Raw genomic sequence first — 13,429 nt, forward strand, 5'->3', positions numbered from 1 at the left:
CGCGCCAGACTGATACCGCTCTGGCGAATCAGTTCATCGGCCCGCTTCAAAATTGCGGACCCTGCATCCTCGTGCAGATCGTCGCTCGTGTGATCACAGGCCTCGAATCGCGCACTACAATGCTGACATACCACCCGTCTTCCGAGGTACTCCACCCGAACCTGTAGTTTCCGACCACACGTTGGGCATTCCTGCACAAAGTAGGTGGAATTGGGCATGAAAACCTCCTGCATGTTTGAGAGATGCGTCGCCGTACGTCAACTAAAAGAGATCCCTACGGTACCCTGCAAGGACTCGAAATGCAAACGCGGCAACTTTGTTTAAGCAATGCCTTCCCTGAACGTAGCAATTCGCAAGTTGTTTTGCTTCTGAGTGTTACGTCGATTTTGGGACCGATTGTTAGCGCGGCAAACTTTGTCCCGACCCCCCTCCTTTTGGGGGTCTGGGAGGCGATTGCGAGTACCTCGCTCCTGCATTGCCGACGGCAAGCTAAACTTCGGAAGCACGAAATCTTGCGGAGGCCTCCCTTGGAATGAAGGGGCGGGTTTTTGATGCTAGTTGCTCGTAAGCAAAGAGAAAATCGATTAGACTGCGAACACCAAGTGCTTGAGCTAGGTGTGAAAATTCTGGAGGCCGTGCTTTGGGAAATAAGGTTTATACCTGCGTGGTGGTGTTGTTATGGGGTGCCACCATGAGCTGGTTGGTCAGCTCCAAGATTCTCCCTCCATTCTTCCGCGGCGAGCCACCCCGTACGGGGATGAACTGCAACCAGCCAGTCTGCTGGCGTGTACTCGTGGGCGATGAACATATCGGCTGGGCAGTGAGCCAGGCCGTGCCGGGCGCCGAAGGCAGCACCGAACTGCACAGCCGCGTAAAGCTCGACAATGTGCCGCTCGCCCGCATGGCTCCCCGCTGGATGTCGACGGTTATCGATAACATCGGTCCGCTAGAACTGGACATGCGATCCCGCACGACGCTCGATTCGCTGGGAAATCTCTCGGTGTTCGAGACTAACGTGACGGTTAACGACCTGCCCTCCGCCATTTTGATGAAGGGCACCGTGGACGAAGGCAAGATTCGACTGCGATTGCAGTATGGTGAAGTGGTTCACCGCCTCGATTACCCCTGGCCCGAGCACGCCCAGTTGGGGGGCAAACTAACGCCAGACGCCAAATTGCTGCAGGTTTACACTGGCCGCAAGTGGCAGAAAGAGGTCTACAATCCGTTTGGCGGTCCTCAGGGCGCGATCGAAGTGATCGAAGCCGAGGTAGTCGGCGAGGAAGCTCTGCTGATGAATGGCGAACTCTGCAATACACGCAAAATCGAGTTCCGTTCGACCGACACCACCGGGGTTTCGTCCGAAGATCGTCGCCGGTCCGTTGTGTGGGTGGACGAAGAAGGGTACGTCGTGCGGCAGGAAATCAACCTTATGGACGTACTGCTTCGCTTCGATCGCGAATCGGAATCCGCTACGGCGGAAATTGCCCCCGAATTGTTGCAACTCGACGAATACGCTACGTTAAGCCCTAAAGAACGTGCCGAAGCGGCTGCCACCTCCCACTGAGACTTCCGCTAGTCGTACTGCAACCCCGTCTGATCCCTTATATCCGCTTGATGGCCGCTATTGTCGAGTTTAAAGCTGTCGGGCGCAACTATGGTGCGAAGCGGGCAGTCGATGACCTGAACCTCGAATTGAGGACCGGCGAGTTGTTTGCCTTGTTGGGCCACAACGGGGCGGGCAAGACCACCACCATCAAAATGTTGGTGGGGCTCCTACGGCCGCAAGACGGGGCCGTGCTGGTCGGCGGCTACGACATTGTAGAAGCTACCCGCGAAGCCGTCAGCGTCCTGGGCTACGTGCCTGATCAGCCTTACCTGTACGACAAGCTCTCCGGGCGCGAGTTTCTCGAATTCATCGCCGGCATGTATGGCTACGATGCGCGGCAAGCCAAGGTGCTGATCGATCGCGAGGTCGGAAGGTTTGGCCTGGCCAGCTTCGTCGATGACCTGTGCGAGAGCTACTCGCATGGCATGAAGCAGCGCACCGTGTTCGCCGCTGCGATGTTGCACAATCCCCAGGTGCTGGTGGTGGACGAGCCGATGGTGGGACTCGATCCGCAGAGTATTCGCCTGGTGAAGGACCTGTTGCGGGAAGAGGTCAGCAAAGGGCTCTGCGTCTTTATGTCGACACACACGCTGGCTGCTGCTGAAGAGATTGCCGATCGAATTGGGGTGATGCGGCAAAGCAAGTTGCTGTTCACGGGTACCGTGGACGAACTGCGGCAGGCCCACCCCGACCGCCAACCATCGCTCGAGTCTCTCTACCTGCATTTGATGAACACCGAGGACAGTTCCAGCGAAGTCCCCCCCGCCGGCGATTCCCACGCCGCCCTGGGAGAAGACGCGAAGTCGCCATGAGTTCCGACAGTTCCACCGGACTGACCTTACACCGGCACTCTGTTTCGGAGGAGGCCGAGGCGCAACTGTTTTGGCGCATGCGGCTGCGTTTTGCCCGCGCGTTCATGGGGCAGCTTTATCGCACTGCGCGCCTGCGATCCACCCTGATCGTCGCCCTGAGCCTACTATTCTGGAGCGGGCTGTTCGTGCTGTTCCAAACGGGGTTTTACTTCGTAAAGCACCATGTCGGCGGCGCGGGCGATCCGTATCACGCCCAGACGTTCAAGTTGGTGTTTCATCTGTTCTTCGCATCACTCAATCTGATGCTTGTATTCTCGTCGGGCATCATTCTGTACGGCACCCTGTTTCGCTCACCCGAGAGCCGGCTGCTAATGACCATGCCAGCCCGCGACGCGCGAATCGTGCTGCACAAGTTCCAGGAAGCGCTGGCCTACAGTTGCTGGGGATTCTTTCTGTTGGCAAGTCCCATGATGCTGGCCTATGGCATCGTGGTGGGGGCGCCGTGGTACTACTACGCGCTGATGGCGCCGATGATTGTCTCTTTTGTCTACATACCGTGCAGCCTAGGGGCCGTGTTCTGCCTGTTGCTGGTGGCAAAATTTCCCAAGCTGAAGCTGGCGATTGTCGCATCCGTGGCGATGGCGTCGGTAGTGGTGGCTGGTCGAGCAATCTGGGCCACGGTGAACGGCCCCCAGATTGAATTGTTTGGCAACGAGTGGTTTCAGCAGACACTGCACCGTTTCCAATTTACACAGCAGGAATGGCTGCCCAGCTCTTGGCTCAGCAACGGCTTGCTCGAAGCAGGCAGAACGTTGCCGCCATCGGCCGAGACCACCGGATTCGACCTGCCTATCGTGCAGAGTTGCATGTACCTGGCGGTGTTGATCATGAATGCGTTGATCTGCCATTTGATGGTCGTCAACGCGGGCAAGGCGTGGCTTCGCGAAGCGTACAGCACCGTCGAGTGCGCGCCCCGGCAGCGGCGCAAAATCAAGGTCGCCTGGTTCGATCTGCTACTGGAGCGAATGCTCTTCAGTTTCCCCAAGCCGGTCAAGCTGCTGCTGGTCAAAGACTGGCGTCTCTTGCGTCGCGATCCGATACAGTGGTCGCAGTTTTTGATTTTCTTTGGGCTGCTGGGGCTCTACTTCTTGAACCTCGATCGATTTCGTTCCCAGGGCAACGACCTGGGAAACATCACCTGGGTCAACATGGTGAGCTTCCTGAACCTGGCCGTGGTGGGCCTGATCCTTTCGACATTCACCACCCGGTTCATTTTTCCGATGATCAGCCTCGAAGGGCAACGGTTCTGGGTGCTTGGCTTGTTGCCGTTGCCGCGAGAAACGATTTTGTGGAGCAAGTTCATCTTCGCGGCGCTCGGTTCCTGGCTGCCATGCGCGGCGCTCATCCTGGCCAGCGATCTGATGCTCCGCATCGATCTGCTGGTCGTGGCGGTACACCAGTTTACGTGCCTGTTGTTGTGTGTTGGCTTGGCCTCGATTGCGGTCGGACTGGGGGCCATGATGCCCGATTTTCGGGAGTCGTCTCCTTCGAAGATCGCCGCCGGCTTTGGGGGCACGCTCAACCTAGTGCTGAGCGCCTTGTACATCATCCTGATCGTGGTCTGCACTGCCCTGCCCTGCCACTTCTATCTGATTGCCGGACGGGGCAAATTGAGCGAGACCTTCATGCATCCCGATCAATGGCGGCATTGGCTGCTGTACGGCACGGTCGCCGCGATCCTGATCGCCACGGTGGCGACGGTGGTCCCGCTGAGCATGGGGCTGAAGGCCTTTCGGCGGTTGGAGCTTAGCTGAAGGATAAGCCCCTCAGCCCCCCAGGCGGCACTTCATAACTTGCCGATTCGGGCGATCGATGCCGTAGACCACGCCCGACTCCTGGTGGTCCAGCGAGATTCCCTGGCCGGTGATGGGCAGCTTGAACGTCTTGAGCAGGCGCAGCTCGCTGCCAGCGGCGGGCAGCTGCAGTTGATAGATTTCGCCGCGGTCGTGGCCCGTGCAGTACAGCATGCCGTCGTCGCCCCAGCCACCACCCGAGCAACTATGCGGGGCGAATCGGTCGAGCACCTGCTGCGGGAATACCCAGCCGGCGAGACGTCGCCACTGGCGATCGAACTTGACCAGCGACGTGTAGATGTGCGGCAGCGAGCGGGGGTCGTTGTTCACCTTCTTCGAATAGTGGGCGAACACGCACCACCAGGCATTGTCATGCCAGTCGACCACGGTTAGCGATCCCTCGTAGATGCCGAAGCTGTGATTGCCGACGTGCTCGAGGGTCTCGGCGTCGAAGATCTCCACCGAACTGGTGTTTGGATGCTTGGGAAAGTTCGAATGGGCGCAGTACAGCTTGCCGTCGACCACGACGCCGGAGTTCAGGTGCTTTACCGGCGCTTCGTCGCTTGCTTGCCAGCTTTCAAGCTTTTCGCCCGACTGCTTGTCGTATTTGCCGATGGCACTGTTGGCAATGGCGTAAAAGGCCTTATCGTCCACCGCCACGGCCTGCACTGCCTCGGGGGCATCGAACATCAACAGCAGCCTGCGTGGCGGTTCCTCCGCCACGGCGATGGAGGCGAGCACAGTGGTGGTGCAAAACATGACTATCAGGCGAAGCATATGTGGCTCCTCACGTGGGCAAACCAGGACGGCGCCGGCATTGTTACACAGAATCCGCAAGTCGTGTTTGCCGAAATGGGAGATTTCCGAGCTTCATCCCATCCCGTGCTGGACCGCCGCTGACGATTGGCTGGTTGCCGGCTATACTTCCCCTATGGACCTTGCATCGACCACCGGCGAAGCCCTGCGGATTGGGGCCGTTTCGTACCTGAACTCCAAGCCGCTGGTGCATGGTCTGCCCACGGCCGTGCCGGGGGCAGAGGTCCGCTACGATCTGCCGAGCCGACTGGCGGACGATCTGGCTGCTGGACGGCTCGACGTGGCCCTGGTGCCCATCGTCGAGTACCTGCGTAACCCCCAGTACCAATTGGTTTCATCGGCCTGCGTGGCCTGCCGGGGGCCTGTGCTGAGCGTCAAGCTGTATTTCCGCCGGCCACCGGCAGAGGTCTGCTGCCTGGCACTCGATGAAGGCTCCCGTACGAGTGCTGCCCTATCCCAGGTGCTGCTCGCCAAGTTGCACCATGTGCGTCCCCAGTTGGTACAACTGCCAATTGGCGACTCGATTGACGACGCCCAGGCCGATGCGGTGTTGCTGATCGGCGACCGGGCTATGCAAACGCCCGACGACCAGTTTGCCGAGGTGTGGGACTTGGGCGATCGATGGTGCCGGTGGACCGAGTTGCCCTTTGTGTTTGCCGCCTGGGTGGCGAGGCCCGACCTGCCGGTCGATGCTGAGCAGTTGGGCAGAGTGCTGGACGCGGTTCGCGATGCAGGCGTGGCGGCTGTCGAGTCGATCGTGGACAGCGAATCCGCCACACTGTCACTCGAACCCACGCTGGTACGCGACTACCTGACTCGCTACCTGCATTTCACCCTGAGCAGCCGCGAACGATCGGGCGTCGAGCTCTATGCCAAGCACTGCCGAGAGCTAGGCTTGATTGATGCTTCCCTTCCTTCCTTGAACCTACCGCCCACTTACGATGATTGCTCAACCCACTGACGCGTCGGCCAGCAAGTCCGACTACGAAATCATGGAGAAGGCGATTGCCGGCGACCGGCTTTCGTTCGAAGAAGGTCTGCAGTTGCTGGAGTGCAGCGACCTGGCGGCGCTGGGCCGCGCGGCCGATGCCGTGACCCGGCGACTGCATCCCGAGCCGTACCGCACGTACAACATCGATCGCAACATTAACTACAGCAACGTCTGCACGGCCATTTGCGACTTCTGTGCCTTTTATCGCGGCCCAAAATCCTCCGAAGGTTACGTGCTGTCGTACGACCAGATTCTCGAAAAGGTGGAAGAAACCGTTGCCATTGGTGGCGATCAAATCCTGCTGCAAGGCGGTCTGCATCACGAGCTGAAGCTCGAATGGTACGAGGACATGCTGCGGGCCATCAAGGAGAAGTTTCCGCAGGTCAATGTGCACGGTTTCAGTCCGCCGGAGATCTACCACTTCACCAAAATGTCGAAGCTGGATACCGAGACGGTGCTTTCGCGGCTCCGCGATGCGGGCCTCGGCAGCTTGCCCGGCGGCGGCGCCGAGATCCTGGTTGATCGCGTCCGCAAAGAGATCACCCGTGGCAAGGTGCTGACCGACGACTGGCTGGACGTCAATCGCGTGTGGCATCGCATGGGCGGCCGCAGCACGGCGACCATGATGTTTGGCCACATCGAGACCCTGGCCGAGCGGATCGAGCACCTGGAGCGACTGCGCCAGTTGCAAGACGAGACCGGCGGATTCACGGCCTACATTTGCTGGACTTTCCAGCCCGAAAACACCGACATGGCCGACACGCCGACCGTCGGCTCGTTCGACTACCTGCGTACCAACGCAGTCAGCCGGCTGTACCTCGACAACTTCGCCAACATCCAGTCGAGTTGGGTGACCCAGGGACTCGAAATCGGTCAGCTGGCCCTACTCTATGGCGCCAACGACATGGGCAGCCTGATGATCGAGGAGAACGTGGTGGCCGAAGCGGGTACCGTGCACTTTTTAACGCTTGACGATATCCGCAGCGCGATCCACGAATTGGGCTACGAGCCCCGTCAAAGAAACGTGTTCTACGAGCTGATCGACGACGAAATCGAGTCGATCACCCCAACCGGCACAATCGGCTCGACCGACTTGCCGATTGTAAGGTAAGTTGACGTGGGGCAGTATTCCTATTCACTAGCTTGTGATAGGACCATTGGCTGCCCTAGGCCGGAGTCGGTGAATGGCCATCGCCATCACTCCAGGGATGCACGCCCTACCGGCTGTTTACTGCTTCGACTTTCAACCCCCAGCTGCTGCTCTCATGATCGAAGCCAATGGCCTCGCCAAGGTATACGACGACCTGAAGCTCGGTCCCCGAGTAGCGGTAGCCGACCTCACCTTTCGAGCCGAGGAAGGCGAGGTGTTCGGGCTGCTGGGCCCCAACGGCGCCGGTAAGACCACCGCGCTGCGGATCCTGGCCACGCTGCTCAAGCCGACCTCGGGCTACGCCCGCATCAACGGTTTCGACTGCGAAACCCAGCCCGAGTTGGTACGACATCAGATTGGCTACATCTCGGCCAGCGCCGCGATGTACGACCGTATGACCGCCTGGGAGATGGTGGAATACTTCGGCCAGTTGCATCACATCGAACCACAATTGCTCCGCGAGCGAATGGAGCGACTATTCGATCGCCTGGCCATGAACGAAATTCGCGACGTCTTGGGGGGCAAGATGTCGACCGGCATGAAGCAAAAAGTCGCCATCGCCCGTGCCATGGTGCATGATCCGCCGGTGCTGATCTTCGACGAAGCCACCAATGGCCTGGACGTGCTGGTGGCCAGGTCGCTGCTCGATACGGTTCGCGAATTGCGAGACCAGGGCAAATGCATCATTTTCTCGTCGCACATCATGCGCGAAGTCGAGCGGCTCTGCACACGCATCGCCATTATGCACCGCGGTCGAATCCTGGCCGAAGGGTCACTCGAACAACTACGGGCCGAGTATCAGAGCGAGGACTTTGAAGACGTGTTCCTCGATCTGATCGGCCGAGAGGAGAAGCGGTTGGCCGAGGCAGCTCAGGCCGCCGAAGTGGAGGTAGCGAGTTGAATTGGGACAACATCAAACTGGTCTGGCGGCGGGAAATGCGCGATCAGTTGCGCGATCGCCGTACACTGTTTGTCATTGGCATTCTGCCGCTGTTGATCTACCCGATGATGGGTATCGCCTTCAGCCGCCTCAGCCAGTTCGTCCGCCAGAACACGGCCACGGTGTCGGTGGTCGGGTACGAACAACTGGCCGACTTGGAAGACGTGCCAGCATTATTGGACGATGGCCGCTTTGCCGAGGACCTGTTCCAGCAACCTGGCCTGTCCGAGCGAATCAATGTAATCAGCGTTGTCGGCTCAGCCGAAAATCTCGAAAAACAGAAGCAAGGGATGAAGCAGGGGATGACCGATCTGGTCGTCTATTTTCCACCCGGCTTCGCCGAGCGGCTGGCGACCATTCGCCAGGCGATGCGCGAGGAGTCGGAGGCCGAAGGACGCCAGGCCCTGCCCAATCCGCCCAACCCCATTGTCTATTACGATACCCGCGACGAATCGCAGTTGGCCAACTCGCGGGTGCAAGTGTTGCTCGACCGCTGGCAGTCGCGGATCGTACGGAACAACCTGATTGCCGGCCGCATTCCGATTGAGATCACCCGCCCCTTCCATGTCGAATCGCAGAACATCGCGCCAGCCGGCGGGCGGCAAGCGGCGTTCTGGTCGAAGTTGCTCCCCTTCATTGTGTTCGTGTGTGCCCTGACCGGCGCCTTCTATCCGGCCGTCGACCTGTGTGCGGGCGAGAAGGAACGAGGCACGCTCGAAACGCTGCTGACCAGCCCGGCCCAGCGTGGCGAGATCGTCGGCGGCAAGCTGCTGACGGTCATCACCTTCAGCATCGGCAGCGCCTTGTGCAACCTGGCCAGCATGGCCATTACAGGGCAGCTGATTATCAAGCAACTCAACGCCATTACCGGACCAGGGCAGGATCCTCTCACGGCCCCTTCGCTGACCTCCATCGCCTGGCTGCTGATTGCCCTGCTGCCGATGGCCGTGATGTTCAGCGCCACGAGCCTGGCGCTCGCGTCGCTTGCCCGTAGCACGAAAGAGGGGCAGTACTACCTGATGCCGTTGTTCCTGGTATGCATGCCGTTGATGATGTTGCCGCTGCTGCCGGGCATCGAACTCAACCTGCCCACCAGCCTGGTGCCGATCAGCGGCATGGTGCTGTTGATGCAGGCCGCCATGGAAAGCAAACTGGCGCTGGCCGCCACGTACGTGCTGCCGGTGGCGCTGGTAACGCTGGGTTGCTGCGCGGTGGCCGTGCGTTGGGCCGTGAGCCAATTCAATCAAGAGTCGGTATTGTTCCGCGATACCGAGAACTTCGACCTGCTGACCTGGGCACGCTGGGCCTACGCTCACCGTCCGCCGACGCCTACCCTGGGAGCGGCGGCTTTGCTGATAGCGCTGATCTTCCTGTCGCAGTTCATTGCTCAATCGATCTCGTTCGACATCACGCAGCCAAGTGGGTTCGTGAAGATGATTCTCGTCAGCCAGTCGTGCATCCTATTGCCGACTCTGTTGATGGGGCTGCTGGCTGTCAGCTCGATGCGGCGAACGTTCTTGCTGGCCGAGCGGATTCCCTGGCTCAGTGTGCTCACCGGCATTGCCCTGGCGGTAGTCATGCAGCCGATTGGTACCGCGCTGATCGAACTGCTCGATCCCATCCTGCCGCTTCCCCCCGGCCTGGCAGAACTAGCGGAAAAGCTCGGCTCCGACGCCACGCTGCCCTTGGGGATGGTGCTGCTGCTCATGGCGGTATTGCCGGCCATTTGTGAAGAACTAGCGTTTCGGGGGTTTGTGCTTTCGGGTCTCCGCGAGCGGCTCAGTCCGGGCTGGGCAATAGTTGGATCTGCGGTTTTCTTCGGGCTGGCACACCCAACTGCTTTGCAGCAAACAGTTTGCGCCGCATTTCTCGGATTACTGCTGGGCTATATTGCGGTAAAATCCCGGCAAATTACGCCTTGTGTCGCTTTTCATATGAGTTACAACGGATTGCAGTTGTTGCGAACGAGTTTCGCCGACTCCCTGGCAGACTTGCCCCGGGCGGAGTGGGTGTTTCGACCCTCATCCGCTGAAGCGGTGCGTCTCGGGTTCACCACCCCGGTGGTGATCCTGTGTGGGCTGGCGGCGATTGCTCTCCTTTGGCAAGTCGGACCCTCGATGTACACCTCGGCGGAAACGTACGGCTCGAAGGATGATGCCAGTTCGCCCCTGCCCAAGGCTGCGGCTGCCGAGCAGACGCGCCTGTAAAGTCCGATTCCAAAGGCAAGTAGCGTAAATGATCCGTCATTCTGTAATCGAGCAGACTTCTACCGCAGTTCGCGCTCGTGTCGTGTTCCCTGTGGCGGCGCCTCCCCTGTTCGATGGCGTGGTGCACATCGAAGCGGGAAAAGTCAAGCAAGTCGGTACCAAGCCGCCTACCGGCGTGCCGCTCACCGATCTGGGCGACGTGGCGCTGTTCCCTGGCATGGTGAACGCCCACACGCATCTGGACCTGTCCGACCGCAAAAAGCGAATCGGTAAGCCTGGCACGCCGATGTCAGACTGGGTCCGAATGGTCGTCAACGAACGCACCACACCCAAGAAGAAGCTCAGCGCCGTGGCCAACGGTGCCATGCACTCCATTCGCCATGGCGTCACCACGCTGGGCGACATCGCCACCTACGATCCGCTGGAACTGCCCAGCAACGAGTGTGGTCCACGTTCGCTCAGATTTCACGAAGTGATTGGTTTCTCGCAAGCCCGGGCTCCTTCGGCCCACTCAGGCTTGGTGAAGAAGCTCAAGCGGTCGAAGGCCGACGGCGCGCCGCTACTCGATGGCATGCCGATGGAAGGCGTCGCCCCTCACGCTCCGTACACGGTTTCGCCTCCCTTGTTGCGGAACTTGGTGAACACCGCCGCCGAATGGGAAATGCCGGTTGCTTTCCACCTGGCCGAGTCGAAAGAAGAACTCGACTTTCTGACGACCGGTGCCGGCGGTTTCCAGGAGATTCTGGAAGAGCGAAGCATGTGGGACCCCTGGGCGGTGCCCCGTGGTTCGGTGCCGCTGGATTATCTCCGCATCCTCACCCGCGCCAGCAAGGCCCTGGTGATCCACGGAAACTATCTGGAACGCAAAGAACTGGCCTTCCTGGCTCGTCACCGCGATTCGATGTCGCTGGTATATTGTCCACGCACTCATAACTACTTCCAGCACGATCCCTATCCGCTGGAAATTGCCCTGTCGCTCGGCGTGCGGGTGGCTCTGGGCACGGATAGCCTGGCCTCGAACCCCGACCTCAGCGTGTTGAACGAGATGCGGATCGCGGCCGCTCGCCATCCGCGGGTGCCGGCTGAAGTGATCCTGGAAATGGGCACCTTGGCCGCGGCTCACGCCATGGGGCTTGGCCACTTGGTGGGTGCAATTTCGTCCGGTCGCTACGCCGACATGACGGCCGTACCCATCCCCGACGGCGTGCCCGACTCACATGCAGACATCCTGAACGCAGTGTTCAGCGACACGACTCCTCCCTGCCAAACTTGGTTGGGGGGTGAAATAGTCGACACCGACTGCTAGGCGTAGGGCTCGAAGTCCCGGTCGAGGAGTACCCCCTCGAATCTCGTGCACCACCCGGCGTGCCTGCGCGGGCGGTTTATTTGTCGCGGAACAGCTTGCCGACCGCTTGCACCACGTCGGTGGGGATCGTGCTGCGAATGGTGAGCTTGGGGCTTTGCGTCGAGACCTCGACCACCACCTTGTTCTGGCATTCCAGTCTCTTGGGCTTCCAGCCAATCGCGTTCTCGCCGATAACCTGTTCGTAGACTTGATTTTGCCAGTCCTGCAGTGCGGCCGGATCGAGTACGAACGTCCAGCCTGCCGGGTTCTCAACAGGCTGAAACTCGGTCTGACGGATGTCGCTCAGCAGGCGATCTCGCAGATCGTCGGTCAGATCGCTTACCAGCACGTGCGTCTCGTCCACCGGTAGCACGTCGGCCACTAGCACACCGTTGCGTCCGTACATCTTGTGCATGGCCTCGCGTACTTCGGGTACGTCCTCTTCGCGAAACGCGCTGGGCAGGTCGACCGAATAACGTTTGCCCTGGCGATCGGCCACGGTGATGGCTTTGCTTTCGAATACAAAGTCGTTGGTGTGTCGCGAATTGTTGACCAATTCGTTCCACTCGGTCATGGTATCATCCACGGCGGCCAGAAACTCTTCCGCGTTGGTTACTTCTACCAGCAAGGCGGTGTTGCACATCGATGGCTGGCCCTGCTGCGGCGTGATGGCCAGCGCCCGTGCACTGTGAATCATATCGCTGGTCCGCAGCAGCGATTTGCGCAGATTGTTGAATTCGCTCGGTGAAAGGTACGAGATGCCCACGTCATCCGAGCGGGTCGCAAAGTGTTCGACATACATCTGCACGCCCATTTGCACCCAGGGCGAATTCCACGGTCCTTCCGCAATCGCGAAGTGCCGCTGTCCTGCAACTTCCGCAGCCGGCAGTGTGAGACGCGTTTCCGCGATGGATTGCGGCTCTTTCGGTATCAGGTGGATAGCCAGCTGCACACTTTGTTGTTGGTCGACGTCTGCTGACATGACGATCAGGTCACACTTGTCGCACAACTGCACGAGCGGTGCCTTGTACAGCGTGAGGCGCTGTTCCCAGTCGCTCAAACTGGTCCAGTTCATTTTTCGGTTCGCCAGCGACCTCCGCCTGCTGGCGGTGCGATACGGCGCTTCGGAGCGAGAACCAGCGATCGAACGCAGTTCGGACACGCCCTGCGGAGTAATGGCTAGCGTCACCAGGCTATCGCTGCTGGCCTGGTTGGCAATTCTGGTTGCGGTAGCGACGTCGATCCGCCCGAATTGATTCTTGTCTTTCTGGGGATTCGCGACCAGAGCCCAGCGTCCCCGTTGCGAGGCGACTAGTTCCTCCCCGGCCAGCGTAAGAGGCGTGTACTCCAGGCCAGCATCGCCATCGCCGGCCAGCACGAACGACTTGTAGTCGCTCACCGGCAGCAACACGAACGGAGTGTAAGACCTAGAGCCGAGTTGCAATAACCCGACGGCGACGTCGCCCCCGACATCCACGCCATCGATGCTGGCAGCAATGTCGCCCACGGCCGGCATATCGACACCGAACGTGGCGGCCAACGGCTGAACCAGTTGGTCGAGTTGCTCGAGTTGAGAGATCCGCACCGCCACTAACGTGTTGCGTGGCAGGGCATCGTATACCGTCTCCGCCAGGACCGAACCGCAGAGGCACAGCAACAAGCAGACGACCAACGGCCGGAGGGCAGCAAATTTCCGACGCGCGAGCATA

At 59.9% G+C, this 13,429-nt stretch carries 10 protein-coding genes; 8 read left to right on the plus strand and 2 right to left on the minus strand.

Annotated elements, in window-relative coordinates; all coding sequences use genetic code 11:
- The first annotated feature begins 691 nt into the window (after positions 1 to 691).
- The 3 genes from NG895_RS25680 to NG895_RS25690 are packed head-to-tail and all read left to right on the plus strand — an operon-like array spanning position 692 to position 4,232.
- Positions 692 to 1,564, plus strand: coding sequence for a hypothetical protein (locus tag NG895_RS25680; protein WP_252855419.1), 873 nt, complete (start codon positions 692 to 694; stop codon positions 1,562 to 1,564).
- 50 nt (positions 1,565 to 1,614) lie between these two features.
- Positions 1,615 to 2,418, plus strand: coding sequence for an ABC transporter ATP-binding protein (locus NG895_RS25685; RefSeq protein ID WP_252855420.1), 804 nt, complete (start codon positions 1,615 to 1,617; stop codon positions 2,416 to 2,418).
- Positions 2,415 to 4,232, plus strand: a complete 1,818-nt coding sequence (locus NG895_RS25690; protein ID WP_252855421.1) for a putative ABC transporter permease subunit — start codon at positions 2,415 to 2,417, stop codon at positions 4,230 to 4,232. Before NG895_RS25685 ends, NG895_RS25690 begins: the two co-directional genes overlap by 4 nt.
- A gap of 12 nt (positions 4,233 to 4,244) precedes the next feature.
- Here NG895_RS25690 and NG895_RS25695 read toward each other — a convergent pair whose 3' ends face one another.
- Positions 4,245 to 5,048: a hypothetical protein gene (locus NG895_RS25695; RefSeq protein WP_252855422.1), complete on the minus strand. Its 804-nt coding sequence runs from the start codon at positions 5,046 to 5,048 to the stop codon at positions 4,245 to 4,247.
- A gap of 154 nt (positions 5,049 to 5,202) precedes the next feature.
- On the opposite strand from NG895_RS25695, the gene NG895_RS25700 reads away from it, so the two are divergent.
- From NG895_RS25700 to NG895_RS25720, 5 genes are all read left to right on the plus strand, one after another.
- The gene (locus NG895_RS25700) at positions 5,203 to 6,048 is read left to right on the plus strand and encodes a menaquinone biosynthetic enzyme MqnA/MqnD family protein (RefSeq protein WP_252855423.1); all 846 of its coding nucleotides are present in this window, start codon (positions 5,203 to 5,205) and stop codon (positions 6,046 to 6,048) included.
- Entirely contained in the window at positions 6,029 to 7,189 is a 1,161-nt protein-coding gene (gene mqnC / locus NG895_RS25705; protein WP_252855424.1) for a cyclic dehypoxanthinyl futalosine synthase, read from the plus strand. The genes NG895_RS25700 and mqnC overlap by 20 nt, the downstream gene beginning before the upstream one ends.
- A gap of 154 nt (positions 7,190 to 7,343) precedes the next feature.
- Positions 7,344 to 8,129, plus strand: coding sequence for an ABC transporter ATP-binding protein (locus NG895_RS25710; RefSeq protein WP_252855449.1), 786 nt, complete (start codon positions 7,344 to 7,346; stop codon positions 8,127 to 8,129).
- Positions 8,126 to 10,375, plus strand: a complete 2,250-nt coding sequence (locus NG895_RS25715) for an ABC transporter permease subunit/CPBP intramembrane protease (RefSeq protein ID WP_252855425.1) — start codon at positions 8,126 to 8,128, stop codon at positions 10,373 to 10,375. Before NG895_RS25710 ends, NG895_RS25715 begins: the two co-directional genes overlap by 4 nt.
- 28 nt (positions 10,376 to 10,403) lie before the next feature.
- Positions 10,404 to 11,681 carry an amidohydrolase family protein gene (locus NG895_RS25720; protein ID WP_252855426.1) on the plus strand — a complete coding sequence of 426 codons (1,278 nt, stop codon included), beginning with the start codon at positions 10,404 to 10,406 and terminating at the stop codon, positions 11,679 to 11,681.
- Positions 11,682 to 11,757: 76 nt separating this feature from the next.
- On the opposite strand, the gene NG895_RS25725 is transcribed toward NG895_RS25720, so the two are convergent.
- Entirely contained in the window at positions 11,758 to 13,428 is a 1,671-nt protein-coding gene (locus NG895_RS25725; protein WP_252855427.1) for a hypothetical protein, read from the minus strand.
- Position 13,429 lies beyond the last annotated feature (1 nt).

The organism is Aeoliella straminimaris (genome assembly GCF_024054565.1).
Lineage (GTDB): Bacteria > Planctomycetota > Planctomycetia > Pirellulales > Lacipirellulaceae > Aeoliella > Aeoliella straminimaris.